Source organism: Baekduia alba (assembly GCF_028416635.1).
GTDB classification, from domain to species: Bacteria; Actinomycetota; Thermoleophilia; order Solirubrobacterales; family Solirubrobacteraceae; genus Baekduia; species Baekduia alba.
This window is the reverse complement of record NZ_CP114013.1, coordinates 5,596,956-5,623,143: the sequence shown is the minus strand read 5'-3', so window position 1 is coordinate 5,623,143 and position 26,188 is coordinate 5,596,956. Positions and strand designations below refer to the sequence as shown.

Annotated in this window: 26 protein-coding genes; 19 read left to right on the top strand and 7 right to left on the bottom strand. The window is 73.4% G+C overall.

The features are described 5' to 3' along the window. The first annotated feature begins 41 nt into the window (after positions 1 to 41). Genes DSM104299_RS28075 through DSM104299_RS28060 form a run of 4 tightly spaced genes read left to right on the top strand, consistent with a single transcriptional unit; the run spans position 42 to position 4,405 of the window. On the top strand, positions 42 to 1,451 hold the full coding sequence (locus DSM104299_RS28075) for a cystathionine beta-synthase (RefSeq protein ID WP_272474982.1): 1,410 nt from the start codon (positions 42 to 44) through the stop codon (positions 1,449 to 1,451). Further along, positions 1,448 to 2,533, top strand: coding sequence for a PLP-dependent transferase (locus tag DSM104299_RS28070; RefSeq protein ID WP_272474981.1), 1,086 nt, complete (start codon positions 1,448 to 1,450; stop codon positions 2,531 to 2,533). The genes DSM104299_RS28075 and DSM104299_RS28070 overlap by 4 nt, the downstream gene beginning before the upstream one ends. A gap of 40 nt (positions 2,534 to 2,573) precedes the next feature. Next, complete coding sequence (locus tag DSM104299_RS28065) at positions 2,574 to 3,266, top strand: hypothetical protein (RefSeq protein ID WP_272474980.1); 693 nt, start codon at positions 2,574 to 2,576, stop codon at positions 3,264 to 3,266. Next, a complete protein-coding gene (locus DSM104299_RS28060) occupies positions 3,263 to 4,405 on the top strand; it encodes a hypothetical protein (protein ID WP_272474979.1) in 1,143 nt (380 codons plus the stop codon). The genes DSM104299_RS28065 and DSM104299_RS28060 overlap by 4 nt, the downstream gene beginning before the upstream one ends. Before the next feature lie 4 nt (positions 4,406 to 4,409). On the opposite strand, the gene DSM104299_RS28055 is transcribed toward DSM104299_RS28060, so the two are convergent. Further along, positions 4,410 to 7,613 (bottom strand): ATP-dependent helicase, encoded by a 3,204-nt coding sequence (locus DSM104299_RS28055; RefSeq protein ID WP_272474978.1) that lies wholly within the window; start codon positions 7,611 to 7,613, stop codon positions 4,410 to 4,412. An 11-nt stretch (positions 7,614 to 7,624) separates the two neighbouring features. Between DSM104299_RS28055 and DSM104299_RS28050 the strand changes: the two genes are divergently transcribed. From DSM104299_RS28050 to DSM104299_RS28035, 4 genes are all read left to right on the top strand, one after another. Further along, the gene (locus tag DSM104299_RS28050) at positions 7,625 to 8,485 is read left to right on the top strand and encodes an inositol monophosphatase family protein (RefSeq protein ID WP_349294480.1); all 861 of its coding nucleotides are present in this window, start codon (positions 7,625 to 7,627) and stop codon (positions 8,483 to 8,485) included. A 5-nt stretch (positions 8,486 to 8,490) separates the two neighbouring features. Next, on the top strand, positions 8,491 to 9,549 hold the full coding sequence (locus DSM104299_RS28045) for a zinc-dependent metalloprotease (RefSeq protein WP_272474976.1): 1,059 nt from the start codon (positions 8,491 to 8,493) through the stop codon (positions 9,547 to 9,549). A 176-nt stretch (positions 9,550 to 9,725) separates the two neighbouring features. Continuing rightward, the gene (locus DSM104299_RS28040; protein WP_272474975.1) at positions 9,726 to 10,316 is read left to right on the top strand and encodes a hypothetical protein; all 591 of its coding nucleotides are present in this window, start codon (positions 9,726 to 9,728) and stop codon (positions 10,314 to 10,316) included. Between the two features lie 119 nt (positions 10,317 to 10,435). Further along, a complete protein-coding gene (locus DSM104299_RS28035; protein ID WP_272474974.1) occupies positions 10,436 to 11,608 on the top strand; it encodes an Mrp/NBP35 family ATP-binding protein in 1,173 nt (390 codons plus the stop codon). Positions 11,609 to 11,632: 24 nt separating this feature from the next. On the opposite strand, the gene DSM104299_RS28030 is transcribed toward DSM104299_RS28035, so the two are convergent. Together DSM104299_RS28030 and DSM104299_RS28025 are read right to left on the bottom strand one after the other, a co-directional pair. Continuing rightward, a complete protein-coding gene (locus DSM104299_RS28030; RefSeq protein ID WP_272474973.1) occupies positions 11,633 to 12,124 on the bottom strand; it encodes a beta-class carbonic anhydrase in 492 nt (163 codons plus the stop codon). A gap of 168 nt (positions 12,125 to 12,292) precedes the next feature. Further along, complete coding sequence (locus tag DSM104299_RS28025) at positions 12,293 to 12,556, bottom strand: 4Fe-4S dicluster domain-containing protein (RefSeq protein WP_028074238.1); 264 nt, start codon at positions 12,554 to 12,556, stop codon at positions 12,293 to 12,295. 201 nt (positions 12,557 to 12,757) lie between these two features. On the opposite strand from DSM104299_RS28025, the gene DSM104299_RS28020 reads away from it, so the two are divergent. Genes DSM104299_RS28020 through DSM104299_RS28010 form a run of 3 tightly spaced genes read left to right on the top strand, consistent with a single transcriptional unit; the run spans position 12,758 to position 14,397 of the window. Continuing rightward, positions 12,758 to 12,910 (top strand): hypothetical protein, encoded by a 153-nt coding sequence (locus DSM104299_RS28020; RefSeq protein WP_272474972.1) that lies wholly within the window; start codon positions 12,758 to 12,760, stop codon positions 12,908 to 12,910. Positions 12,911 to 12,931: 21 nt separating this feature from the next. Further along, positions 12,932 to 13,837, top strand: coding sequence for a complex I NDUFA9 subunit family protein (locus DSM104299_RS28015; protein ID WP_272474971.1), 906 nt, complete (start codon positions 12,932 to 12,934; stop codon positions 13,835 to 13,837). 11 nt (positions 13,838 to 13,848) lie between these two features. Further along, on the top strand, positions 13,849 to 14,397 hold the full coding sequence (locus DSM104299_RS28010) for a hypothetical protein (RefSeq protein WP_272474970.1): 549 nt from the start codon (positions 13,849 to 13,851) through the stop codon (positions 14,395 to 14,397). A gap of 8 nt (positions 14,398 to 14,405) precedes the next feature. On the opposite strand, the gene DSM104299_RS28005 is transcribed toward DSM104299_RS28010, so the two are convergent. Continuing rightward, positions 14,406 to 15,842: an amidase gene (locus DSM104299_RS28005; RefSeq protein WP_272474969.1), complete on the bottom strand. Its 1,437-nt coding sequence runs from the start codon at positions 15,840 to 15,842 to the stop codon at positions 14,406 to 14,408. Between the two features lie 69 nt (positions 15,843 to 15,911). On the opposite strand from DSM104299_RS28005, the gene DSM104299_RS28000 reads away from it, so the two are divergent. The 6 genes from DSM104299_RS28000 to DSM104299_RS27975 all read left to right on the top strand — a co-directional run bounded on the left by DSM104299_RS28000 (position 15,912) and on the right by DSM104299_RS27975 (position 21,557). Then, a complete protein-coding gene (locus DSM104299_RS28000) occupies positions 15,912 to 16,538 on the top strand; it encodes a CGNR zinc finger domain-containing protein (protein WP_272474968.1) in 627 nt (208 codons plus the stop codon). Next, positions 16,538 to 17,809 (top strand): MFS transporter, encoded by a 1,272-nt coding sequence (locus DSM104299_RS27995; protein ID WP_272474967.1) that lies wholly within the window; start codon positions 16,538 to 16,540, stop codon positions 17,807 to 17,809. The genes DSM104299_RS28000 and DSM104299_RS27995 overlap by 1 nt, the downstream gene beginning before the upstream one ends. Then, positions 17,806 to 18,903 (top strand): citrate synthase 2, encoded by a 1,098-nt coding sequence (locus tag DSM104299_RS27990; protein WP_272474966.1) that lies wholly within the window; start codon positions 17,806 to 17,808, stop codon positions 18,901 to 18,903. Before DSM104299_RS27995 ends, DSM104299_RS27990 begins: the two co-directional genes overlap by 4 nt. Positions 18,904 to 19,201: 298 nt before the next feature. Next, positions 19,202 to 19,525, top strand: coding sequence for a winged helix-turn-helix domain-containing protein (locus DSM104299_RS27985; protein WP_272474965.1), 324 nt, complete (start codon positions 19,202 to 19,204; stop codon positions 19,523 to 19,525). A 56-nt stretch (positions 19,526 to 19,581) separates the two neighbouring features. Continuing rightward, positions 19,582 to 20,922 (top strand): cytochrome P450, encoded by a 1,341-nt coding sequence (locus DSM104299_RS27980; RefSeq protein ID WP_272474964.1) that lies wholly within the window; start codon positions 19,582 to 19,584, stop codon positions 20,920 to 20,922. Further along, the gene (locus DSM104299_RS27975) at positions 20,919 to 21,557 is read left to right on the top strand and encodes a TetR/AcrR family transcriptional regulator (RefSeq protein WP_272474963.1); all 639 of its coding nucleotides are present in this window, start codon (positions 20,919 to 20,921) and stop codon (positions 21,555 to 21,557) included. The genes DSM104299_RS27980 and DSM104299_RS27975 overlap by 4 nt, the downstream gene beginning before the upstream one ends. Here the strand turns inward: DSM104299_RS27975 and DSM104299_RS27970 are convergent. Continuing rightward, entirely contained in the window at positions 21,539 to 22,261 is a 723-nt protein-coding gene (locus DSM104299_RS27970) for an MOSC domain-containing protein (RefSeq protein WP_272474962.1), read from the bottom strand. The genes DSM104299_RS27975 and DSM104299_RS27970 overlap by 19 nt on opposite strands. Positions 22,262 to 22,281: 20 nt before the next feature. On the opposite strand from DSM104299_RS27970, the gene DSM104299_RS27965 reads away from it, so the two are divergent. Together DSM104299_RS27965 and DSM104299_RS27960 are read left to right on the top strand one after the other, a co-directional pair. Then, a complete protein-coding gene (locus DSM104299_RS27965; RefSeq protein WP_272474961.1) occupies positions 22,282 to 23,127 on the top strand; it encodes an SDR family oxidoreductase in 846 nt (281 codons plus the stop codon). A gap of 234 nt (positions 23,128 to 23,361) precedes the next feature. Beyond that, positions 23,362 to 23,808 (top strand): hypothetical protein, encoded by a 447-nt coding sequence (locus DSM104299_RS27960; RefSeq protein WP_272474960.1) that lies wholly within the window; start codon positions 23,362 to 23,364, stop codon positions 23,806 to 23,808. 21 nt (positions 23,809 to 23,829) lie between these two features. Here DSM104299_RS27960 and DSM104299_RS27955 read toward each other — a convergent pair whose 3' ends face one another. Then, complete coding sequence (locus tag DSM104299_RS27955; protein ID WP_349294607.1) at positions 23,830 to 24,453, bottom strand: flavin reductase family protein; 624 nt, start codon at positions 24,451 to 24,453, stop codon at positions 23,830 to 23,832. A 96-nt stretch (positions 24,454 to 24,549) separates the two neighbouring features. After that, positions 24,550 to 26,181: a chaperonin GroEL gene (groL, locus tag DSM104299_RS27950; protein ID WP_272474958.1), complete on the bottom strand. Its 1,632-nt coding sequence runs from the start codon at positions 26,179 to 26,181 to the stop codon at positions 24,550 to 24,552. Positions 26,182 to 26,188: the final 7 nt, after the last annotated feature.

Here is a 26,188-nt window from a genome sequence, read left to right as displayed (position 1 = left end):
GGCTGTGGCGTTCTAGCGAAACAGATGCTTCACTGAACACCATGGACACCGCCGTCAAGGCCTCGAACGCCGTCATCCACGACTCGATCATCGACACCGTCGGCGACACGCCGCTGGTGCGCCTCTCGCGCATCGGCGCCGGCCTGACGCCGCAGATCGTCGCGAAGGTCGAGGCCCTCAACCCGGGCGGCTCGATCAAGGATCGCGCGGCGCTCGCGATGATCGACGCGGCCGAGCGCGACGGGCTCCTGCGCCCCGGCGGCACGATCGTCGAGCCGACCTCCGGCAACACCGGCACGGGCCTCGCGATGGCCGCGCGGCTCAAGGGCTACCACGTGATCGCGGTCATGCCGGACAAGATGTCCAAGGAGAAGATCGACCTCCTGCGCGCCTACGGCGCCGAGGTCGTGGTGTGCCCGACCAACGTCGAGCCGGAGTCGCCCGAGTCCTACTACTCGGTCTCGGACCGCCTGGCGGCCGAGATCCCGGGCGCCTTCAAGCCCAACCAGTACTTCAACCAGAACAACCCGCGCGCGCACTACGAGTCGACCGGGCCCGAGATCTGGGAGCAGACCGGCGGCAGGATCACGCACCTGGTCGCGGGCGTCGGGACCGGCGGCACGGTCACCGGCATCGGGCGCTACCTCAAGGAGCGCAACCCGGACATCGAGATCATCGGCGCCGATCCCGTCGGGTCGATCTACAGCGCGCCGTCCGACGACGAGATCAAGGGGTACCTGGTCGAGGGCGTCGGCGAGGACTTCTGGCCGGAGACGTTCGACCGCACGATCGTCGACCGCTGGATCGCGGTGACCGACAAGGACTCGTTCCTGACCACGCGCCGGCTGGCGATGGAGGAGGGCATCCTCGCGGGCGGCTCGTGCGGCACGGCGATGTGGGCGGCGCTGGAGGCGGCCAAGACCATCGAGGACCCGGACGCGCTGGTCGTGGTCGTCCTCCCGGACGGCGGCCGCTCCTACCTGTCCAAGATCTTCAACGACGCGTGGATGACGCAGTACGGCTTCCTGGAGCGCGCGGGCGACCTCGCCGTCGGCGACGTCCTGCGCCGCAAGGCCGCCGCCACGCCGTCGGGCGGGATGCCGTCGCTCGTCACGGTCCAGACGCACCAGAAGGTCAGCGACGCGGTCGCGCTGCTGCACGAGCACGGCGTCTCCCAGCTGCCGGTCGTCAGCGCGAAGGACCCGGGCACGGTCGTCGGCTCGGTCGGCGAGCGCGGGCTGCTGTCGCGCGCGATCGACGAGCCCGCGCTGCTGGGCGCCGAGATCGTGGCGGTGATGGAGCCGCCCCTGCACGCCGTGTCCGCCGAGGACCCGGTGCGCGAGGCGGTCGAGCTGCTCGTCGGCGAGCGCCAGGCGCTGCTCGTGATGGCCGATGGGCGCCCCGCGGGCATCGTCACCCGCGCGGACCTGCTGGAATCGCTGGCTCGATGAAGTTCGCCACCCGCGCCGTCCACGCCGGCCTCGAGCCGGATCCCACCTATCGGTCGGTCATCCCGGCCATCCACCAGACCTCGACGTTCGCGCAGCCCGCGGTCGGCGAGTTCGTGGAGGACTACGACTACGCCCGCAGCGCCAACCCGACGCGGTCGGCGCTGGAGACCGCGCTCGGCGAGCTGGAGGGCGGCCTCGGGTCGTCGTTCTCGTCCGGGATGGCGGCGACGCACGCGCTGCTCACGGCGGTGTGCAGCGCCGGCGACCACGTGGTGCTGCCCAACGACCTGTACGGCGGGACGTTCCGGCTGGTCGACAAGGTGCTGACCCGCTTCGGGTTGACCTACACCCTGGTCGACCAGACCGACCTCGACGCCGTGGCCGCCGCGCTCACGCCGCAGACCAAGGTCGTGTGGATCGAGACGCCGACCAACCCCTTGTTGAACGTCGTGGACGTGCGCGCGGTCATCGCGCGCGTGCGCGCCGGCGGCGCCACGCCGTTCGTCGTGGTCGACAACACGTTCGCCACGCCGGTCAACCAGCGGCCGCTGGAGCTCGGCGCCGACGCGGCCGTGCACTCGGTCACCAAGTACCTCGGCGGGCACTCCGACACGGTCGGCGGCGCGGTGATCGTCAAGGACCCCGAGGTCCACGAGCGCGTGCGCTTCGTCCAGAACAGCGTCGGCGCCGTGGCGGGCCCGTTCGACTGCTTCCTCGTCCACCGCGGCCTGCGGACGCTGCACCTGCGGATGGCCGCGCACGCCGCGAGCGCCGAGGCGGTCGTCGGCTTCCTGAAGGCGGCGCCCGGCGTGGTCGACGTCCGCTGGCCCGGCTTCTCCGGGATGGTCTCCTTCCGCCACCCGGACGCCATCGGCATCGCGCAGCGGACCAAGCTGTTCACGTTGGCCGAGTCGCTCGGCGGCGTCGAGTCGCTCATCGAGGTCCCGCAGGCGATGACCCACCAGTCGGTCGAAGGCTCCGATGCCGCGGTCCCCGCCGACCTGGTCCGGCTCTCCTGCGGCGTCGAGGCGCCGGAGGATCTGGTCGACGACCTGCGGCGCGCGATCGGCGCCGGCGCCTAAAGAGGGTGTCATCGGGCAGACCGGTGGGAAGAGGGTGGTCATGCCTCGTCGCATCGACCTTGGCCGCGCCGTGCTCTTCGCCGGGTCGGCCCTGCTCTTCGTCTCCCTCTTCCTGCGCTGGTACGACACCGGCCCGACGGGCTGGGAGGTCTTCGAGGCGCTGGACCTCGTGCTCGCCGCGCTGGCGGTCGCGGGGATGGTCGCGTCGGTGCGGCCGGACACGACCGCGCCGTGGGCCGCGGCGGGCGTGCCCGGCGCCGCGCTGCTGATCGTCTTCGTCCAGCTGGTCAACGCGCCGCCGGCCGCGGGCGGCGGCGACCCGTCGTCCGGCGCCTGGCTCGCGCTCGCCGGCGCGTTCCTGATGGCGGCCGGCGCGGCGCTGTCGCTGGCTGCCATCTCGGTGACGATCCAGGTGCGCGAGCGCGACCTCCGGCGCCGTGTGACCGCCGTCGACCACCGCCGCGGGGCGAGCGACGACGATCTCGCCGAGGACCTCGACGCCGACGCCGAGGGCCCCGTCGCCTCCGAGCCGCGCGTGCCGAGCCTCTTCTCCGGCCTGGGCCGTCGCGACGACCGTGGCGACGACATCGACGAGAGCGACGAGCCGCCGCTGCGCTCCGGCCGGATCACGGCGCGCGAGGCCGCGGGCGAGGAGGCGCCCCGCGCCCACGACCTCGAGCGGACGCAGCCGATGTCGGCGCTGCCCGACGAGGAGGACGCGGAGCGGCCGTGACGCCGCAGGCGCGAAGCGGCGCCCCGTTCGAGCTGTTGCGCTTCGAGGCGACGCCCATCTCGGGTGCGCTCGTCGTGCTGGAGCTCGAAGGGCGCTTCCGGACCGCGACGCGGTTCGGCCGGCCGCCGGTCCTCGTCGTCGAGCCGGGCGAGGACCAGCGCCGCATCGAGCTGACGCCGATCCGGACCCTCGCCGACGGCCAGCGGTGGGAGGCGGCCTATGCCGCGCCCGCCGAGGCGCTGGCGCCCGGCACGCGCCTGTCGCTCGGCCTCCGCGGCACGCTGCTCGAGCTGCCGCCGCCCGACGAGCCCGACGACGGCGAGCGCTTCACCGCCGTCGCCCGCGAGGCCAACCGCCTGCGCCGCGAGCTCGAGCGGGCGGAGGCCGACGCCGCGTCCGTCCGTGCCGAGCTCGGCGCCGCCGTGAGCGCCGCCCGCGACGAGGCGCTCGCCGGCCCCACCGAGCGCATCGCCGCGCTGGAGCAGCAGCTCGAGGCGGCCACGACCCACAATGAGCGGGCCCTCGCCGAAGCGACGGCTCGCGCCGAGGCCGCCGAGACCCGCGCCACAGAGGCCGAGACCCGCGTTGCGGAGGCCGAGACCCGTGTTGCAGAGGCCGAGGCGCGCGCGACGCAGGCCGAGGAGGCGCGGCAGGCCGCCGAGGCGGAGCCGTTCACGGCGGAGATGGCGTCGGTGATCGACGCGGACGCGCTCGAGCAGGAGCTGAACGCCGCGCGGGAGGGCATCGACGTGCTGCGGGCCGAGCTCGTCGAGGAGCGGGAGCGCTCGCAGGTCGCGATCGCCGAGCTCGAGCAGCAACTCGACGCGGCACGCGAAGACGACGGCGACGGCGACGCGCCCGCCGAACCCGAGACGCGCGTCCTCCACGCCGCCGCCGACCCCACCCGCCCCTTCACCGTCGCCGAGCAGCGCGACGCCGACGACGACGCGACGCAGCCCTTCGGCCCGTCGGCCGAGCCGAAGGCCCCGCGCGAGGCGACGCTCCACGACCTGATCGCGCCCGACGGCCACGACCCGGCGCAGCGCCACGGCCCGAACCTGAGCCGCTGGGTCGCCGTCGCGGCCCTGGCGCTCTTCGCGTTCGTCCTGCTCGGGCTGCTCGTCGGCTTCCTGGGCTGAGCGGCTAGCGCTCGGCCGCCGGGCAGGCGATCCGGTAGTCGCAGATCGAGCAGGCCGCGTAGGACGGCGTCGGCTCGAAGCCCTGTCCGAGGATGCCGTCGGCGACCTCCATCACCGTCTCGGTGATCCACTCGGCGTCGTTGGCGTCGTCGGGCAGCGGGACCTTCTGGTCGTCCAAGACGTACAAGTAGGACTGGACGCTCGACTCGAGGTGCCAGGCGCTGTCGGCCGCGACCGCGTACAGCGCCAGCTGCACGTCGTCGCGCAGCTGCGCCGGCGCCTTCGGCCGGCCCGTCTTGTAGTCGATCAGCTCGTAGCGCCCGTCGGCCATCCGGTCGACGCGGTCGACGCGCCCGCGCAGCGTATGCGCCCCGATCTTGAAGTTGAAGGACTTCTCGAACCACATCGGCTCGGCGTCGTCGGCCTGGAAGCGCTCGTGGTAGCGCTTCAGCGCGTTCTCCGCCTTGCCGTGCAGCTGGTTCTCCTCGTCGCTGGGGCCGAAGCCGCTGCGCCGCCAGCTCGCCTCCAACAGCCCCAGCAACTCGTCGACCGACTGCCCGCCCGACTGGTGGTAGCGCTCCAGCACCTGGTGGACGACGATGCCGAACCGCTGGTTGATCGTCGGCTCCTGCGGCACCCGGAACACGCGCGCGAACTTGTACTTCAACGGGCACGTCCGGTAGGTCTCGATGTCGGAGGCGCTCAGCGCCAGCCCGTCGCCCCGCGTCGGGAGGAACGGCGCCAGCGACGGCTCGTGCCGCGCCGCGCTCGCCTTCGCGCGCACGCTGGCGTCGCGCTCGCCGTCCAGCAGCACGTCGTCCAGCGACGAGGTCTGGAGGATCTCGCGCTGCTGCGCGGTCGCCGCGTGCAGGATCGCCGCGTTGACGCCGGGCAGCGCGTCGGCGACCTCCTGCCCCTCGGGCCGGGCGTGCAGCGCCGCCAGCTTCAGCAGCTCCAGGTATCGGGACACGCCGTGGGCGACGTCCAGGTCGGTGTCCAACCGCAGCTCGCCCAGCCGCGCGCCGATCTGCTGGACGTCGCGCAGAAGCTCGTCGCGCAGCTGCCCGATCGCCGCGTGCAGCGCCTCGTCGGGCCCGAAGAGCTGTTCTTCTACATCTTCCCACTCCTCGCCCAGCGCGGCCCGCGCCTCCTCGGCGAACGGCGACGGATGCTGCGGCGCGCCGCGCTCGCTCTGCGCCGCGTAGGCCAGGACCAAGCCCTCGCGCGCCCGCGTCATCGCCACGTGCAGCACGCGCCGCATCTCGTCGACGTGCGCCTCGCGCGAGTCGCCCCCTTCGCTGTCGGCGATGCCGGGCACCGACAGGCCCGGCGGCAGCGGCTCCACCAGCACGCGCCGCGCGCCCGGCATCCGCGACGACTGCAAGCCGCAGATGAACACGTGGTCGAACTCGAGCCCCTTGACCGCGTGCAGCGGCAGGACCGCCACGGCGTCGTCGCGCGGCGGCGCGCCGTCCTGCTCCTCGACGTCGCCCAGGCCGCCGGCCTCGGCCACCGCCGCCAGCCAGCGCGCGAACTCGCGCGGCGTCGCCTGCGGCGCACGGCGGACGTACGACGCGGCAAGCTCACCAACATGCGCGAGGGAGACGAGGCGCTCCACGACGTCGGCCTGCGCCGCGAACACCTGCTGGCGCCGGAGCCCCAGCCGCTCGATCAGCCGGTGGACGAACAGGTCCGGGCGCGTCGTGTCCAGCGCGGCGGCCGCCTGCCGGTGCAGCTTCAGGAAGGCCAGGACGCGCTCGCGCGCCTCCGGCGGCAGCTGCGGCGACTCGGTCGCCGCGACCAGACCGGTCACCATGTCCAACTTGCGGCGCTTGGCGATCTGGATGCAGCGGGCGAGGTCGACCGCGTGCAGCTCGATCGGCGGCCGCGCCAGCGCGCGCACGACCGCGCCCGCGTCGCTCGGGTTCACCAGCAGCCGCAGCCACGCCAGGACGTCGCGGACCTCGGCCTGCCCGAAGAACGCCGCGGCGCCGGCCAGCCGGAACGGCAGCGCCCGCTCCTCCAACGCGACCGCCAGCTCCTGGCCCTCGGACCGCACCGACCGCACCAGCACGCCGATCCGCCCGGGCGAGACGCCCTCGCGCACCAACCGCTCGACCGCCGTGGCGACGCCCTGGGCCTGCGCGCGATCGCTCTCGCAGCGCCACAGCCGGACGTCGCCCTCGAAGCCGCGTCCGACGACGTCGGTCCCCGACCAGCGCTCCTCCAGCCGGTCGGCGATCGGCGCGACGACCGCCTCGGCCGCCACGACCACCCGGTCCGGGCACCGCTGCGATCGACCGAGGACGACGACGTCGACCGGCCGCCCGCCGATCCGCGCGCCGACCACGCCGCGCAGGCGGGCCGCGACGCCGCGCGGCTCGTCGACCGCCTGGTCGTCGTCGGCGGTCGCGACCAGCTCGCCGTGCTCGGCGGCCAAGAGCATGATCAACCGCAGCTGGGCGGGCGTCGTGTCCTCGACGTCGTCGACCAGCACGTGGCGCCAGCGCCCCGCGACCCGCGCCCGGACGTGCGGCCGCTGCTCCAGCAGCGAGTGCGCGCGCAGGACGAGCTCGCCGAAGTCCAGGAGCCCGTGCTCGAGCATGAGCCGGTCGTGGGTCTCGTACAGCGACGCGAACTCGCGCTCGCGCTCGGCGCGCTCGCCGGCGCCGTCGTCCGGCAGGCTCGCCGCCCACTCGGCGAACCGCGCCGGCGAGATCCCGGACTCCTTGAGCCGGTCGATCCGCCCGAGCACCGCGGACAGCACCGCGGCGGGGCGGCCGCGCAGGTCGTGGCGGCGCAGCGTGAGCTCGTCGACGCGGTCGAGCAGCAGCGCCAGCCGGTCGGCCGGCGTCGCGGTCACCGCGAACGGGTCGATCCCGGCCTCCAGCGCCTCGTCGCGCAGCAGCCGCGCGCACATCCCGTGGATGGGCAGCACCGGCAGGTCCTCGAACGCGCGATCGCCGAGCGCGTCCTCGACGCGCGCGCGCAGCGACTCGGCCGCCGCGGCGCCGCGCGTGAGCACCAGGATCTCCTCGGGCGCGACGCCGCCGGAGGTCACCAGCCAGGCGAACCGGTCGACGAGCGTCTGCGTCCGGCCGCTCCCCGCGCCGCCCAGGACGAGCAGCGGCCCGCCGCGGTGGGAGACGGCGCGCGCCTGGGCCGCCTCGGCGGTCTCAGGGGTGATGGCGCCGGGAGAAGCGGGCACGACCCTAGGATATGGCCCTGATGACGTCGCACCCCGCTCTCGAACACGACTGGTTGGGAGCGTGTCGCGCGGCGGCCGAGGGACTGCGGTCCGTGTTGCGCGACCATCCGACCAGCATCGAGCGGGTGATCGAGACCGGCGTGCGCGGCAAGGGCGGCGACAAGACGCTCGTGATCGACGCCGAGGCCGAGGATCGCGTCTTCGCGCAGCTGCAGCAGCTGCACGACGGCGGCGCCCGGTTCACGGTCGTCTCGGAGGAGCGCGGGACGGTCGACTTCGGGTCCGACGAGGTCCTGGTCGTCGTCGATCCGATCGACGGCTCGCTGAACGCCAAGCGCGGGCTGCCGCACCACGCGCTGTCGGTCGCGGTCGCTACCGGGACGACGATGGCCGACGTCGTGTTCGGCTACGTCTACGACCTCGGCCCCGGCGAGGAGTGGCGCGCCGAGGCCGGCGCGGGCGCGTTCCTGAACGACGTGGCGCTCGACGCGCCGCCGCCCGAGCGCCGGACGCCGGACGGCCGCCTGGAGCTGCTCGCGGTCGAGTCCGCGGACCCGCGCTGGCTGGCGCTGGCGTCGGACGACCTCGTCGCCGCCACGCGGCGGATCCGCGCGATGGGCTCGATCGCGGTGTCGATGTGCCAGGTCGCCGCGACACGCGTGGACGCGATGGCCTCGCTGGCGCGCACGCGGGCGGTCGATGCCGCCGCCGCGCAGCTGATCGTGCGCGAGTCCGGCGGGCAGGTCGCGTTCGTCGGCGCGCCCGACGGGCCGCTGAGCGCGCCGCTGGACCTCGAGCCCCACCACGCGGTCGTCGCCGCGCGCACGCAGGCGTCGCTCGAGCAGCTCCTCCACCTTCCCGCGGTCTCCTAGCGCCGATGCACGTTGATTGGGAACTGGCAGCGCGGATCGCGCGCAGCGCGGCGGGCGAGGGAGACGGCGCGGCCGCGTCGGTCGCGCCTTCGAGCCTCGACGGCACCGCGGCCGCGGCACGCGACCAGATCGTCGCGGCGACGGGGTTGGAGCCGACCGTGCCGCTGCCGCCGGCCGAGTGGGTCGACCGCGGCGCGTGGATCGACGCGAACCTCAAGACCATGCGCTCGACGATCGGGCCGGCGCTGGAGAACGTGGCGGGCGGCGGGTCGTCCGCGCCGGCGTCCGGGGCGCTGGGCGCGCTGCAGAACGCCGGCGGCGCGGTGGTCGCGGCGGAGATCGGCGGGCTGCTCGGGCTGTTCGCCCGGCGCGTCCTCGGCCAGTACGAGCTCGACCTCACCAACCCGGACGTCGCGCCGCGGCTGCTGCTCGTCGGGCCGAACCTCGATCGCGCGGCGCGCGAGCTGGGCGCCGACCGCGACCAGGTCGTCACGTGGGTCACGTTGCACGAGGTCACCCACGCGGTGCAGTTCGGCGCGGTGGACTGGCTGCGGCCGCGCCTCGGCGACGCGCTGCAGGAGCTGGTCAAGGCCATGGACGTGCAGCTCGATCCGCGCGCGCTGCTGCGGGTCGGCGTCGACGACCTCAAGGCGCTGGCCGAGTCCGTGCGTGAGGGCGGGCTGGTCGGCGCGGTGATGGGCGCGGAGCGCAAGGCGCTGCTGGACCGGGTTCAGGGGACGATGGGTCTCGTCGAGGGGCACGCGGAGTGGGCGATGGACCGCGCCGGCGGCGAGGTGCTCGACGACGTCGAGGCGCTGCGCGACGCGATGGACCGCCGCCGCGAGGACCGCGCGCCGCTGCTGCGGATCCTCGACCGCCTGCTCGGCTTCGACCTCAAGCTCAAGCAGTACGCGCAGGGGCGCGTCTTCTGCGACACGGTCGTCGCCGCGCGCGGCGAGGCCGGCCTCCGCGACGCCTGGGCCGCCGCGGACCTGGCGCCGACCGCCGCCGAGCTGGCGGCGCCCGCAGCCTGGCTGGCGCGCACCGAGTCGGCCGCGGCGTAACGCGCGGGCGCCCTCGCGCGACGCCCTGGCGCGCGCCCTTTCGGGCCCGAATCACTGCCGAACCCGTGTTCGGACTGTAACCGTGCGGCCGGACGGGTTTACAAACATGTGTTCGCTGGTAAGCTGAGGGCGAACAACGACTTAGATCTAACTTGCTTAGCCCGAGGAGAAACCACATGGCTACGACCAACACCGCCGCCACCACCCGCAAGACCAACGCCACCAAGCGCTCGACGGCCGCCAAGAAGGCCGCGCAGACTCGTTCGGCCAACCAGGCCGCCGAGGCGCGCAAGCGCACCACCGCCGCCAAGAAGGCCGCCGAGACGCGCCGCGAGCTGGCCAAGACGCCGGTCGACCGCGTGCAGGAGTACGCCGAGCGCGCCGCGCTCGTCCAGGTCGGCGCCGCCCTCGTCGCCCGCGACGTGATCACCGAGGCCGTCGACTCCGTCCGCGGCACGCTCTCCTCGCGCGACAAGGTCGAGAAGGAGCTCCAGCTCCGCCGCAAGCGCCTCGAGGCCGAGATCAAGCGCTTCGAGCGCCGCGGCTCGACCGAGGTCAAGCGCTTCGAGCGCGAGGCCAAGAAGACCCGCACCCGCGTGACCAAGGACGTCAAGGGCCTCCGCGCCGACGTCACCAAGCAAGTCAAGCCGATCACGACGCAGGCCGACTTCGTCACCGCCCGCGCCTCCAACCTGCTCCAGACGGGCCTCACCGCCGGCCAGAAGGCCGCGACCACCGTCCAGGAGCGCATCGCCTCCGTCGCCTAGCGCGACCAGGGCTCTCCGAACCGCAGCACCAGCACGACTCCTCCCCCACGACGGGCCGTCTCGCATGAGACGGCCCGTCGTCACTTAAGGGGCGACCGCCGTTTGCGACAATGGTGCGCATGGCCTCCCCTTCCCGCGACGAGATCCTGCAGGCGCTCACGGTCGTCATCGACCCGGAGCTGCGTGAGAACATCGTCGAGCTCGGCATGGTTCGCGACATCGCGATCGCGGACGATGGCAGCGTCGCCATCACCGTCTCGCTGACCACCGCCGGCTGCCCGATCCGCAACCACTTCCAGACCTCGGTCGCCAAGGCCGTCCAGGAGCTGGGCGTCCCGAAGGTGTCGGTGGCCTTCGACGTCCTGTCCGACAGCGAGAAGTCCAACCTCCAGAAGAAGCTCGGCCGCGGCGGCTCGCTGCCGACCGGCGCGCTCGCGCAGGTCCAGAACGTCGTCTGCATCGGCTCCGGGAAGGGCGGTGTCGGCAAGTCGACGCTGACCTCCAACCTCGCCGCGGCGCTCGCCGCCGACGGCAAGAAGGTCGGCATCCTCGACGCCGACGTCTGGGGCTACTCGATCCCGCGCATGTTCGGCCTCGGCGGCGACCGCCCGCCGGTGTCGCCGGAGCGCAAGATCCTGCCGCTCGAGGCCCACGGCGTGAAGATCATGTCGATCGGCTTCTTCGTCCAGGAGGACAGCGCGGTCGTCTGGCGCGGCCCGATGCTGCACAAGGCGCTGACGCAGTTCCTCGAGGACGTCGACTGGGGCGAGCTCGACTTCCTGCTCGTCGACCTGCCCCCGGGCACCGGCGACGTCTCGATGACGCTCGCGCAGCTGCTGCCCGACGCGAAGTTCCTGCTCGTCACGACGCCGCAGCCGACGGCGCAGAAGGTCGCGCGCCGCGCCGCCGAGATGGCCCACAAGGTGTCGCTCGACATCGCGGGCGTCATCGAGAACATGTCCGGCTTCACGACCCCGGACGGCCAGCGCTTCCAGCTCTTCGGCGAGGGCGGCGGCCAGGAGCTGGCCGACGAGCTCGACGTCCCGCTGCTCGGCAAGGTCCCGCTGACGATGCCGTTGCGCGAGCAGGCCGACGCCGGCGCGCCGCTGGTCGGCACCGATCCGGACGACGCCGCCGCGCAGGCGATCCGCCAGGCCGCGCGCGGCCTGATCGCGCTGATGCCGGTCGAGCTGCCGATCCTGGCCGGCGCGCCCGCGCCGACCTCGCCGCTGGACGTGATCCCGCCCGCCGAGAAGCGGACGAGCGGGATCAGCCTGCCGATGGCGGGCTGAATCGCCCAGGGGGCGATCAGCCGGCTAGATCACTTCCCGCAGCTTGCCCGTCTCGACCTCGTAGACGAACCCGCGCACGGACTCCTTGCGCGGGACGAACGGGCTCGAGCGGATCCGCGCGATCGACTGCCGGACGTCCTCCTCGAGGTCCGGGAACGCCTCGGCCGCCCACTCGGGCTTGATGCCGGTGTCGTCCTGGATCGAGCGGCGGAACTCGTCGTCGCGGAAGGTGAGCATCCCGCAGTCGGTGTGGTGGATGAGGACGATCTCCTCGGTCCCCAGCAGCCGCTGCGAGATCGCCAGCGAGCGGATCTCGTCGTCGGTGATGACGCCGCCCGCGTTGCGGATGACGTGCGCGTCGCCCTCGTCGAGGCCGAGCAGGGCCTGCGGGTCGAGCCGCGCGTCCATGCACGCGACCACCGCGACCTTCTTGGCCGGCGGCAGCGGCAGGTCACCCTTGGTGAAGCGCGACGCGTAGTCCTCGGCGTTGCGCAGCAGGTCGTCGGTGACGGACATGGAGAGCCTCCTCGGCTGTCGAATGAGGCATAAAGCCTACCGACTTTATGGAGAAAGCCCGACCGGAGGGCGAGCGGCCCGGCGCGGCGCCGCTCTGCCGGCCCGAGGGCGGGTTCGGCCCCCTGGGCCGATACCCGTAGGCAACCCGGCCCCCTGGGCCGGCGCTCCCTACGCCTTCTTGAAGTAGTCCGCGTTGATCTGCACGAACTTGTTCCACTCCTCCGGGACCTGGTCCTCGGCGAAGCAGGCGTCGACCGGGCAGGCCTCGACGCACGCATCGCAGTCGATGCACTCCTCGGGGTCGATGTAGAGCATCTCGACCGAGTCGTAGTCGGGCTCGTCCGGGGTCGGGTGGATGCAGTCGACCGGGCAGACCTCGACGCAGGAGTTGTCCTTGGTGCCGATGCAGGGCTCGGTGATGACGTACGCCATGAAGTTCCTCGTGCCGGGGGGTTTCGACGGGGTTGGACGCGGCATTCTGCCAAAGGCCGCTCCGAGGCGTCCCGGGGGGTGCGGCCTGCAGCTTCCCTGCGTCCCAGCGGGGTGAAGCCATGCAGTTCGCCCATCGGCGGTGCATCCCTGTCTCGCGCACCCACAATGGATGGCGGCTGAGGGTGACGCATCCACTTCGCAATGGCGACGCCACCCGTTACTGAGACCCATATCGAGATCCGGAGCCGTCGGCGCCGCGCGGTTCGCTGGCTGCATGCCCGCGCCGCCTGGCTCGCCGCCGACCTCCTCGCGATCTCCGCCTGCGCGATCCTCTTCATCCGCGCGCTGACCTAGACCCCTAGTCTCTGGCCGGCGATGCTCCTGCTCACCGGCGCCACCGGACTGGTCGGCTCCCGGGTGCTGCGCCGCCTCACGGCCGCGCGGATCCCGGTGCGCTGCCTGGTCCGCGATCCGCGGCGCCTCGGGCCCGAGCGCGTCCGCGTGCAGATCGCGCTGGGCGACCTCGCCGACCCGCCGTCGTTCCGCAACGCGCTGCGCGGCGTGACGACCGTCGTGCACCTCGCGGCGGCGATCCGCGACCAGCCGCGCGGCTCCATCGAGGAGCTCAACGGCATCGCGACGTGGCGGATGGTCCAGGCGGCGGAGGCCGCCGGCGTCCGGCGCTTCGTGTTCTTCAGCGCGCTCGGCGCGTCCGCCCACGATCGCACGCGGTTCCTGCGGGCCAAGGCGCTGGCCGAGGAGGCCGTCGTCGCCAGCGACCTCGAACACGTCGTGGTCGCGCCGTCGATCATCTACGCGCCCGGCGACGTGTTCATGACGCTGCTGAGCCGGATGGCGGCGATCGCGCCCGTCGTCCCGGTCAGCGGCAGCGGCCGCGCCGAATACCAGCCGATCTGGGCCGACGACGTCGCCGACTGCGTCATGGCGCTGCTGCGCGACGACGCTGCGCCGCCGCCGGCGCGGAACCGCTACGAGCTCGGCGGCCCCGAGACGCTCACCTACACCCAGATCACCGAGCTGCTCCTGCGCGCCGCCGGCCGCCCGCGCCGCCTCGTCCACGTCCCGACGCCGATCGTGTCCCGGGCGCTGCGCGCGAGCGAGGCGATCCTGAAGTCCAAAGCGCCCGCGACGTGGGACGAGGCCGAGCTGATGGAGGTCTCCCTGCTGACCGCGCGCGGCGTCGCCGACGCGCAGCTTCTCGGTGTGGAGCCGAGCCCGATGCGGGCCGTCCTTAAGCTCGACGACGGACCGGCCTGCTAGGTGTGAAGGGGATGCCGTCCCTCCTTCCCACCCCCAAGGCCCGCGTCGCGAGCCTGCTCGCCGTGCTCGCGCTCGGCGGTGGCATGGGCGCGATCGCCGGCTGCGGCGGCGACTCCGAGCCCGCCAGCGACGCCCAGACCCAGCCGTCCACGGTCTCCGGCGAGACGAACCCGGACGTCGACAACCCCGCCATCACCGACGGCGCCAGCGACGCGATGCCCAGCGACACCGCACCGGGCTCGACGGCCGCGCCCGGCGCGACGACGGTCCCCGGCGGCTCGCCCGGGCAGACCACGACCGCGCCGTCGCAGACCACGACCTCCACGACGCCGCAGGACACCGGCGGGCACGCCGCGCCGCAGAACGACAACACCGGCGGGGCGGCGGACGACGGCAGCGCGCCGTCGTCGACGAGCCCGGGCACGAGCACGACCGGCGGCGGGACCTCGACGTCGAAGGCCTCCCAGGACCCCGACTGCCGCGCCGGCACCGGCCCCGGCCAGGCCGACCCGCAGTGCGAGCCGGTCTCGGGACCGGACGCCCAGGACGAGGACGGCTAGCCCAAGGCCTACAGGTCGGGCCGCCGGCCCGCCCAGTCCTGGGCCGCCTCGACCTGGGCGGCGAGCGCCAGCAGCGCGCCCTCGCCGGCCGGCTGGCCGATCAGCTGCACGCCGAGCGGGAGGCCGTCCTCGCGCTCGAACAGCGGCAGCGAGATCGCCGGCTGGCCGCTGATGTTGCACGGCGGCGTGAACGGGGTGAACGACGCGCTGCGCGTGAACGCGCCCATCGGGTCGGCCTCGTCCAGCGGGTTCAGCGTCCCGAGCGGCAGCGGCGCCTCGGCCAGCGACGGCGTCAGCAGCGCGTCGTACTGGTCGACCCAGGTGATCAGGTCGCGCCCGACGCCGTGCAGCTGGAACTCGGCAAGCAGCGCGTCGACCGAGTTGATGGACTGGCACAGCTGGTAGAGCGCCCAGCTCAGCGGCTCCATGTCGGCGGCGGTCGCCTCGCGCCCGGCGATCATCTCGCCGAGCTTGATCTGGGCGCAGACCGCAGGCCCGAACGATGCCGTGAAGACCGCCGACAGCTCGGGCCGCGACCACGGCGGGTCGGCCTCGACGACCTCGTGGCCGAGCGACTCCAGCAGCCGCGCCGCGTCCTGGACCGCCTGGACGGCGACCGGGTCGACCGCCGCCTCGGGCACCGGCGACAGCGTGGACATCGCGATGCGCAGCTTGCCCGGCGTGCGGCCGGCGGAGGTCGCGAACGGCTCGGCCGGCGGCGGCGCCCACGCCATGTCGCCCAGCGACGGGCCCTGCAGGACGTCGAGCACCTCGGCGGTCTCGCGCACGCTGCGCGTCAGGACGCCGTCGGCCACGAGGAACGCGTGGCCGATCTCGGGGCCGAGCGAGATCCGCCCGCGCTGGGGCTTCAGGCCCACCAGCCCGCAGCAGGCGGCCGGGATGCGCGTCGAGCCGCCGCCGTCGTTGGCGTGCGCGATCGGGACCATGCCGGAGGCGACCGCGGCCGCGCTGCCGCCGCTGGATCCCCCGGGCGTGCGCGACTGGTCCCACGGGTTGCGCGTCGGCCCGAAGCGCGCGGTCTCGGTGGTCGGCAGGATGCCCCACTCCGGCAGCGTGGTCGTGCCCACGACGATGAAGCCCGCCGCCTTGAGCCGCGCGACCACGTTGTGGTCGTAGGGCGCGAGGAAGTCGCCGACGAGGTTGGCGGCGAACGTCAGCCGCTTGCCGGCGACCGCGCGGTTGTTCTTGATGGCGATCGGCACGCCGGCGAACGGGCGCGGGTCGCCCGGGCCGATCTGGTCGGCCTCGGCCAGCGCGTCCTCGGCGAAGACGTCGACGAACGCGTTGAGCGTGGGGTTGAGCTCCGCGATCCGGTCCAGCGACGCCTGCACGAGCTCGCGGGCGGAGAGCTCGCCCGACCGCACGAGGGCGGCGAGCTCGTGGACGGGGCGGAACAGGAGATCGGCGCCGGCGGCGGTGGACATGGCGCCGACAGTAACGGCCGCGCCGACCCCGCGTGCCGGCGTAACCACATGACGCGGTACCATGGGGTTATGCCCGACCGCGACCTCCCCGAGGACCTCGTCCTCCCGCTCGCCACCGGCGAGCCGTGGTGGTACTGGTCGGGCGGGCGGCCCGCGGTCGACTTCGCCAACACGCGGCGGGAGCGCTGGCGCCGCGGCGTCGAGACGCTCGTCACGCCCGACGACCTCGCGACGTGGTTCGTGCGCGCCGGGGTCATGGACGCGCCCGCGCCGGTCACGCGCGCCGTGCTCGAGCAGGCGCGCGAGCTGCGCGAGGCGATCGACGCGCTCATGGTCGCGCAGATCGAGGGCCGGCCGCTGCCGACCGAGGCCATCACCTTGGTCGACGACTGGCTCGTCTTCGCCGGCGTGCGCCCGCAGCTCGTCCTCGACGACGACGCGACCCCCGGCGCCCGGCTCACCGAGCGCGCCGCCGCCGACTCCCCGCGCCGCGCGCTGGGGATGATCGCCCTCGACGCCGCCCAGATGCTCGGGACCGCTCAGCGCTCGCGGATCCGGATCTGCGCGTCGGAGACCTGCAGCGGCCGCTTCTTCGACCGCTCGCCGGCCGGCAAGCGCCGCTGGTGCTCGATGCGCACCTGCGGCAACGTCACGAAGGCCCGGCGGCACCGCGAGCGCCAGAAGGCCGGCGCGTAGTGCGCGCGCGCCTCAGCGGCGAGAACTACAAGTGGGTCGTGCTGTTCACCGGCGCGTTCGGCGCCGCGTCGTTCGCCATGCTGCGCATGGGCCTGCCGGCGCTGGGCCCGGCGCTGCGCGACGAGTTCGACCTGACGCTGACGCAGGTCGGGCTCGTCTTCTCCACCGTCGCGTTCGGCGTCTGCGTCGCGCTGCTGCCCTGGGGGATCCTCACCGACCGCGTCGGCGAGCGCCCGGTGATGGCCGGCGGCCTGACCGCGTTCGCGGTGGCCATCGGCATCACGGGGTTCTCCTCGTCCTACAGCGCGCTGCTGGTGGGGATGTTCCTGGCCGGCGCGATGGGCGCCAGCGCCACGGGCGCCTCGGGCCGCGCGGTCATGGGCTGGTTCTCGCGGGCCGAGCGCGGCACCGCGCTGGGCATCCGCCAGATGGCGCTGCCGCTGGGCGGCGCGATCGGCTCGCTCATCCTGCCGCGGCTGATCGGCGCCGGCGGGCTGGAGGCCGCGTTCCTGACGCTCAGCGGGGTCGCGCTCACCGCCGCGCTCGCCGCGCTGCTGCTCATGCGCGACGCGCCGGCGCCGCAGCTGACCCACGCCGAGTACACGCCCGACGTGGAGCAGCCCACGCACGACCCGCGCCAGTGGCGCCTCGGCGCCGCGTCCGGCCTGCTCGTCGTCGGGCAGTCGGCGTTGTTGGGGTTCATCGTCCTGTTCTTGGTCGACGCGCGCGGGCTGTCGACCGGCATCGCCGCTGCCGGCCTCGCGGCACTGCAGCTGCTGGGCGCGGTCGCGCGCATCCTCGCCGGCCGCCGCTCGGACCGCGAGGGGCTCCGCATCCCGCTCCTGCGCCGCATCGCCGCCGCCGACGGCGTCCTGCTCGGCGCGTGCGCGCTGCTGGCCGGCGGCCCGGGCGCGCTGTTGTACCCCATCCTGCTCACGGCCGGCGTCATCGCGATGTGCTGGAACGGCCTGGCCTTCACCGCCGCGGCCGAGATCGCCGGGCGCCACCGCGCCGGCACCGCGATGGGCCTGCAGAACACGGTGGTGTCGGTCGGCTCGACGCTCGCGCCGACCGGCTTCGGCGCGCTCGTGCACGCGGCGGGCTGGAGCGCGGCCTACGGCGCTGCGGCGGTCGGTCCCGTCGTGGCGTTGGCGCTGCTCGCGCCGCTGCAGCGCGACGAGGCGCGCCGCGCCGCCGACCGCGCCACGCGCGTCGCCGCCGGCGCGATCGCAAGGACTTCAACAAGCACAGCGACAGGAGCAAGCGCATGAGCAGCACGATCGACGGCGTGCAGTCAGGTCTGGAGGGCGTCGTCGCCTTCGCGACCGAGATCGCCGAGCCCGACAAGGAGGGCGGTGCTCTCCGGTACCGCGGCGTGGACATCGAGGATCTCGTCGGCACCGTCCCCTACGAGCGGGTCTGGGGTCTGCTCGTCGACGGCAGCTTCGCGCCCGGCCTCGCGCCGGCCGAGCAGCATCCGCTCACGATCCGCAGCGGCGACCCGCGCGTGGACGTGCAGGCGGCGATCGCCGCGCTGGCGCCGGAGTGGGGCCTGCAGCAGCTCATCGACATCTCCGACGAGCAGGCCCGCAACGACCTGGCCCGGGCGTCGGTCATGGCGCTGAGCTTCGTCGCGCAGAGCGCGCGCGGCCTCGGCAAGCCGTGGGTCCCGCAGGCCGAGATCGACCAGGGCTCCACGCTGGCCGAGCGCTTCCTGATCCGCTGGCGCGGCGAGGCGCATCCCGATCATGCGAAGGCCGTCGACGCCTACTGGATCTCCGCGGCCGAGCACGGCATGAACGCCTCGACCTTCACGGCGCGCGTCGTCGCGTCCACCGGCGCCGACGTCGCCGCCGCGCTGTCGAGCGCGGTCGGCGCCCTGTCGGGCCCGCTGCACGGCGGCGCGCCGTCGCGCGTGCTGAAGATGCTCGACGAGGTCGCGCAGCTCGGCGACGCCGACAAGTGGGTCAAGGCCGCGCTGGACCGCGGCGAGCGCCTCATGGGCTTCGGCCACCGCGTCTACCGCGCCGAGGATCCGCGGGCGCGCGTGCTGCGCCGCACCGCCAAGGACATCGGCTCGGCGCGCTTCGAGGTCGCCGAGGCGCTGGAGCAGGCCGCGCTGGCCGAGCTGAAGGCCCGCCGCCCGGACCGCGTCCTGGCGACCAACGTGGAGTTCTGGTCGGCGGTCGTGCTCGACACGGCCGAGGTCCCGCCGGAGCTGTTCACCTCCATGTTCACCTGTGCGCGCGTCGCCGGCTGGTCGGCGCACATCCTCGAGCAGAAGCGCGAGGCGCGGCTGATCCGGCCGACGGCGAAGTACGTCGGGCCGAGCCCGCGTCCGGTGTCGGACGTCCCGGGCGCGTAACGCCCCGGCGCGCTGAGGGCCGTTCAGCGGCGAAAGGGCCTTAAGCGCACCGGCGCCCCGGGAAGACCCGGGGCGCCGGCACCTGCGGAAGAGTCGCTGCTTGGCCTACGCGGTCACGAAGACCATGCTGCGAATGCGGCGGGTCGATGGTCCCAGCGCATGCGCATACCGTAATCGAATACGGTGTCGTGTGCAAATCGACACTCGTGTGTATCGATAAGCGGCCGTCAACGTGGCGCAATCCACTCCGGCGCCGTAATCCCGTCGGCGCCCGTCGCTCCCATAAGGTCGCCGGTTCGTGGAGCGAGGGGACGAGCGTCTGGGGTCGTTGTTGGCGGAGATCCGCCATCCCGTCCGGCTGCCCATCCTGCTCGCGCTCGCCGACGAGCACCTGAGCCCGTCGCAGCTCGCGGAGCGCCTCGACGCCCCGCTCGACACCGTCGTCTACGCCGTGCGGGCGCTGCATCGCTCCGGTCTGATCGAGCTCGTGCGCGTCGAGCCGGCCGGGGTGGGCGAGAACACGGTGCGCCGCGTCTACCGCTCGCTGCGCGACGACTGGCACCGCGTCGTCGAGGTGCTCGGCGAGTTCGTGCCGCCGTCGCGGCACAAGCCGTCGCCCTGACGGTCGCGCGCGCCTCTTGACATTCCGGTCAGTATCCGGATACCGTCCGGTATCTGATGGCTGCCTCCCCGACCACCGCGCCGCTTCCCCGCTTCGCCAGGCGCGCTCCGCTTCCGCCCAGCCCGCGCATGCCGCGCGCGCTGCAGACGATCGGCTGGCTGACCCGGCCGTTCCAGTTCGTCGAGCGCGCCCGCGCGCAGTACGGCGACATGTTCACCATGCACATCGCGCGCGACACGTTCGTCGTGCTGTCGGACCCCGCCGACGTCAAGCAGGTGTTCACCGGCGACCCCGCGATCTACCACGCGGGCGTCAGCAACATCATCTTGCTCCCGTTCCTGGGCAGCAAGTCGGTGCTGTTGCTCGACGGCGCTCAGCACCTCAGCCAGCGCCGGCTGCTGCTGCCGCCGTTCCACGGCGAGAAGATGCGCCGCCACGTCGACCTGATGGCCGAGATCGCCGAGCGCGAGGTGGCCTCGTGGCCGCGCGGCGTGCCGTTCAAGGCGCACCCGCACATGCAGAAGGTGACGCTCGAGGTGATCATGCGGATCGTCTTCGGCATCGACGAGGGGGACCCGCGCCTGGCCGAGCTGCGCACGCGCCTGCGCACCTTCCTGGAGTCGACGGCCAGCTCGCGCGAGCTGCGCAAGCTGCTGTTCTACGGGCCGGAGAAGGCGGACCGCAAGCGCATCTTCGCCCACGTCCTCGACCCGGTGGACGACATCATCGGCCGGGTCATCGCCGACCACCGCAAGCGCGACGACCTCGCCGAGCGCGACGACGTGCTGTCCATGCTGCTCCTCGCCCGCCACGAGGACGGCGCGCCGATGGACGACGTCGAGCTGCGCGACGAGCTCGTCACGCTCCTGGTCGCCGGCCATGAGACGACGGCGACCGCGCTGGCCTGGGCGCTGGAGCGCCTGACGCGCCACCCGGCGGCGCTGGAGCGCCTGACCGAGGAGGTCCGCGCCGGCGCCGGCGACGAGTATGTCGACGGGGTGATCCGCGAGACGCTGCGCCTGCGGCCGGTGATCCCGTTCGTCGGACGCAAGCTCAGCGAGCCGCAGACGATCGGCGGCTGGGACCTGCCGGCGGGCGTCCGCGTGGCGCCGAGCATCCACCTCGTGCACCGGCGGCCCGACATCTACCCGGACCCGGCCGCGTTCCGGCCCGAGCGCTGGCTCGGCGTGCGCCCCAATCCCTACACGTTCCTGCCGTTCGGCGGCGGCATCCGCCGCTGCCTGGGCGCCAGCTTCGCGGAGACCGAGATGCGCGCGGTCCTGGCCGCGATCGTCGGCCAGGTGCGCCTGCGGCCGGCCGTCCCGGAGTCCGAGCGCGTGGGCCGGCGGGTCATCACGCTCGTTCCGGGGCGCGGGGCTGAGATCATCGCCACGTGAGCAGTCAGGCCGAGCCGCAGCGCCTCACCCGCAAGCAGCGCCAGGAGCACACCCGCCGGTGCCTGCTGGAGTCCGCCGGCCGCGTCTTCGCGCGCCGGGGGCTGACGCAGGCGTCGGTGGACGAGGTCGCGGCCGACGCCGGGTTCACCAAGGGCGCGGTCTACGCGAACTTCGGCTCCAAGGAGGAGCTGTTCCTCCAGATGCTCGACGTGCGCTTCGCGCGCCGGCTGGTCGACATGGAGCGCGCGATGTCGACCGACGAGCCGCCGGAGATCCAGGCGCGGGCCGCGGGGCGCGACTTCGTCGAGTTCCTCGGCAGCGACCCCGACTGGAAGCGCCTGTTCTTCGAGGCGGCGCTGCACGCGTCGCGCGACGACGCGTTCCGGCTCAAGCTCCAGGAGCACTACGCGGGGATGCGGGCGCGGATGGCCGACCTGCTGCGCGCGCGGTCCGAGGCCGGCGGCTTCGACTCCGGCGTGCCGTTCGACCAGCTGGCGACGATGATCTTCGCGATGGCCAACGGGATCGGCTTCGAGCAGCTCGTCGAGCCCGACGCCGTGCCGGACGACCTGTTCTCCACCATGTTGGAGCTCTTCGCCCTGGGCGCCGCGGCGCGTCAGAGCAGCTCGACCTGAGCGCCGACGGCGATCCTGCCGTCGCCACGCGGTCGGGCGTTGATGCCGAAGAGGCCGCCGTGATGCCGGGTGAGCCACCGCAGGATGTTGGGGTCCTTAGCCGTCGTGTCCGGGTCGCGCGTGGGGATCACGCAGCGCACGCACGGGTGCAGGAGCTGGAGCTCGACCTCGCCGACGCGCAGCCGGCGGCCCTCCCAGGTCTCCTCCGCGTAGGCCGCGGCGTCGTCGAGCACGACGTGGATGTTGGTGCGGAACCGGCGCAGGTCGAGGTCGCGGCCGAGCTCGCCGGCGACGGCGTCGAGCGTCGCCTGGGTCGTGACGAGGATCGAGTTGCCGAGGTCCTGCATGAGCGACAGGTCGCGGCGCAGGGCGACCTCGCGGCCGAGGTCGTCGCTGAGCGCGCTCGGAAGCTCCGGGTCGTCCCAGGGGAACGCCGTTCCGTCGGGCGCGGTCACCGTCGGGAGCGGGATCCGCGCCGGCGTCATCGCCGCGCCCGGGACGCCGTCGTAGGTCGCGCGCCAGCGCAGCATCGCGGGCGCCTCGCGTGCCGTGAGGCGGCGCGGCGCGCCCTTGTGCGTGTCGTACAGCGCGTGCGCGCGGTCGCCGGCGATGCCGCGCGGGTCCAGGTTGAGCGCGTCGGCGTCCTCGCCGGCGAGCGACTTCACGGGCCAGCGGTGCAGCGAGGCGACGGATCCGACGGGCACCGCCGTATCGTAGGCGCCGCGTGCCCAAGCTCCTCGTGACCGGCGCCTCCGGCTACCTCGGCAGCGCCCTCGCGTCCCGCGCGCGGGACGCGGGATGGACGGTCGTCGGGACGGTCGGCGCGCGGCCCGGCGCCGCGCCCGCCGGGCTGGCCGACGTCGTCGCGCTCGACGTGCGCGACGACGCGGCGGTCGCGAGCGCGGTGCGCGCGGCCGCGCCGGACGTCGTGATCCACACCGCGTACGTCCAGGGCACCGACGCGCCGGCCGTCAACGCCGGCGGGACCGAGCACGTCGCGCGCGCGGCCGCGGACGCCGGCGTCCGCCTCGTCCACGTGTCCACCGACGCGATCTTCGACGGCCGGCTCCCGCGCCCGCTGGTCGAGGCCGACGCCCCGAGCCCGGTGACGGCCTACGGCGCGACCAAGGCGCAGGCCGAGGCGCACGTCGCGCGCCTGTGCCCGGACGCGGCGATCGTCCGGACCTCGCTGATCTACGGCGGGCCCGGGCACGATCCGGCCGCGCAGGAGCGGCCCGCGCTCGCCGTCGCCCGCGGCGAGCGGACCGACATGATGTTCTACACCGACGAGGTCCGCAGCCCGATCCAGGTCGACGACCTCGCGGCCGCGCTGCTGGAGGTCGCGACGACCGATTGGGCCGGACCGCTGCACGTCGGCGGGGCCGACCCGCTCAGCCGCCTGGACTTCGCGCGCCTGATCGTGACCGCCCGCGGCCACGACGCGAGCGCGCTGCGCGGCGTCGCGGCGCCGGTCGACCGGCCACGCTTCTGCCCACTGGACAGCAGTCGTGCGCGGGACCTCCTGCGCGTGCGCCTCCGCGGCGCGCGCGAGGTGCTCGGCGGCGCGTGAGCCGTCGCTGGGTCTCAGAGCGCGGTCACCCTGAGCGCGATCTGGGAGAGGTGACCTCTCCTGCTGGGAGAAGGTGTTCGGATCGAAGGCCGACCGCGGCCCCGACACCGCCGTCGCCGCCGAGGACCGCGCGAGCTCCGCGCGCACGAGCGCCTCGAAGCGCTCGCCGCGCGCCTCACCGTGGCGGCGTAGAGCGCCAGGTTGGTCCGCGCGCCCATCTGCGACGATGGGCGCATGGCCAACGACGGACCTGTGACGATCGACGCCGACGCGCTGCTCGGGACCCGAGCGGTGGAGGCTGGCGTGTCCGCGCTGGCGGGACGCAACCGCCACCACCTGGCCTCGATGGCGCCGGAGGAGCAGGTCGAGGCGGCCAACCACTGGCGCGAGCTGACGGTCGAGGTGCTGAGCGCCGCGCGCGAGGCGCTGACCGGCGCCGGCGGGATCCCGGAAGGCGCGGGCCGCGCCGTCATCGTCCTGGAGGACTCCGGCGGCGAGGAGGTCAACGTCCACGTGACGTTCGCGCCGCAGCTGGAGGAGATGCAGGACGGCTCCATCGCCGGAACGCCGGCGCAGCTGGCCGCGATGTCCCTGCTCGAGTCGATCGCGGGCGAGGCCGAGGACCACGGCCACGGCCACTCGCACGACGACGAGCACGGCCACGGCCACTCGCACGACTAGCGCCGGCCGCTAGCCGCGCGCTCAGCGCCAGCTCGGCACGTCGTCCGGGCGCTTCATCCGGAACAGCGCGTCCACCACCGTGTACTCGTCCGTGTAGCCGCAGCGCGCGATCGGGGCCAGCGCGGCGGTGTCGACCTGGCCGCGGTCGTCGATGAACGACTCGTCGAGGTGGACGCCCACGACCTGGCCGATCACGACGTGGCGGTTGGTCGCCGCGCCGTCGACGTCGACGAGCTCGAGCGTCTGCGTCACGCGGCATTCGAAGGCGACCGGCGACTCCGCCACGCGCGGGGTATCGACGATGCGCGACGGCGCCGTCGACAGCCCGGCGTGCGCGAACTCGCTCTCGCCGCGCGGCAGGGCGGCGGACGTCAGGTTCATCGCCTCGCTCAGCGCGTAGGTCGGCAGGTTCCACACGAACTCGCGGGTCGCGTGCGCGAACGTCGCGCTGTCCTTCATCCCGCTGCTGGAGAACATCACCATCGGCGGCCGGTCGCAGATCGCGTTGAAGAAGCTGTAGGGCGCGAGGTTCACCGCGCCGCCGCTCAGCGTCGAGACCCAGCCGATCGGCCGCGGCGCGACGAGCGCCTTGAAGGGGTCGTGGGGCAGCAGCTCGGTGTCGCGCGCACCCGGCTCGTAGAAGATCACGCGCCGAGTTCTACTCCCCTCGCAACGACGAAGGGCCCGGCGCGCGATGCGCCGGGCCCTCCGGTCCAACAGGCGTTCGCCGTGAGGCGATGCCTACATCATGCCGCCCATGCCGCCCATGTCGGGCATGCCGCCGCCGGCCCCATCCTTCTCCGGGATCTCGGCCACGATGGCCTCGGTCGTGAGGATGTTCTTGGCGATCGACGCCGCGTTCTGCAGCGCGGAGCGGGTGACCATGGCCGGGTCGATGACGCCCGCGGCGACGAGGTCGACGATCTCGCCGGTCGCGGCGTTCAGGCCGAAGCCCTTCTTGGCCTTGCGCACGTCAGCGACGACGACGGAGCCCTCGAGGCCCGCGTTCTCGGCGATCTGACGCAGCGGCTCCTCGAGCGAGCGCAGGATGATGCGCGCACCGGTGCGCTCGTCCTCGTCGGCGATGTTGTCGGCGTTGACGCCGGCCGACGCCTGCAGCAGCGCGACGCCGCCACCGGGGACGATGCCCTCTTCGAGCGCAGCGCGGGTCGCCTGGAGGGCGTCCTCGACGCGGTGCTTCTTCTCCTTCATCTCCGTCTCGGTGGCCGCGCCGACCTTCACGACGGCGACGCCGCCGGAGAGCTTGGCGAGGCGCTCCTGGAGCTTCTCACGGTCGAAGTCCGAGTCGGTGGACTCGATCTCCGACTTGATCTGGTTGATGCGGCCCTTGATGGCCTCGAGGTCGCCGGAGCCGTCCACGATCGTGGTGTTGTCCTTGGCGACGACGACGCGACGGGCGCGGCCGAGCTGCGAGAGCTGCGTGTTCTCGAGCTTGAGGCCCATCTCCTCGGTGATGACCTCGCCACCGGTGAGGATCGCGATGTCCTCAAGCATGCGCTTGCGGCGGTCGCCGAAGCCCGGCGCCTTGACCGCCACACCGGTGAAGGTGCCGCGCAGCTTGTTCACGACGAGCGTCGCGAGGGCCTCGCCCTCGACGTCCTCGGCGATGATCAGGATCGGACGGCCCGACTGGATGACCTGCTCCAGGACCGGCAGCACGTCGCGGACCGAGCCGATCTTCTGGTTGGCGATGAGGATGTAGGGATCCTCGAGGACGGCCTCCATGCGCTCCTGGTCGGTGACCATGTACGGGGAGACGTAGCCCTTGTCGAACTGCATGCCCTCGGTGAACTCGAGGTCCATGCCGAAGGTCTGGCCCTCTTCGACGTTGACGACGCCGTCCTTGCCGACCTTCTCGATCGCGTCGGCGATGACGTCGCCGATCTCCTCGTCGCCGGCCGAGATGGTGGCGACGCGGGCGATCTGCTCCTTGCCCTGGACGGGCTTGGACAGCTTGCGGATGTTGTCGACGATCTGGTTGACCGCGATCTCGATGCCCTTCTTCAGGCCGAGCGGGTTCGCACCAGCGGTGACGTTCTTCAGGCCGTTGCGGACGATGGCCTGGGCCAGGACCGTCGCGGTCGTCGTGCCGTCGCCGGCGACGTCGTTGGTCGCCGTGGCGACCTCGCGGACGAGCTGCGCGCCCTGGTTCTGGAAGACGTCCTCGACCTCGATCTCACGAGCGATGGTCACACCGTCGTTGGTGATCGTGGGAGCGCCGAACTTCTTGTCGAGGACGACGTAGCGACCCTTGGGGCCGAGCGTGACCTTGACGGCGTTGGCAACGGCGTCGACGCCGGCCTCGAGGGCCTGGCGTGCAGCCGCGTTGTACTTCAGTTCCTTGTGAGCCATGAAGGTC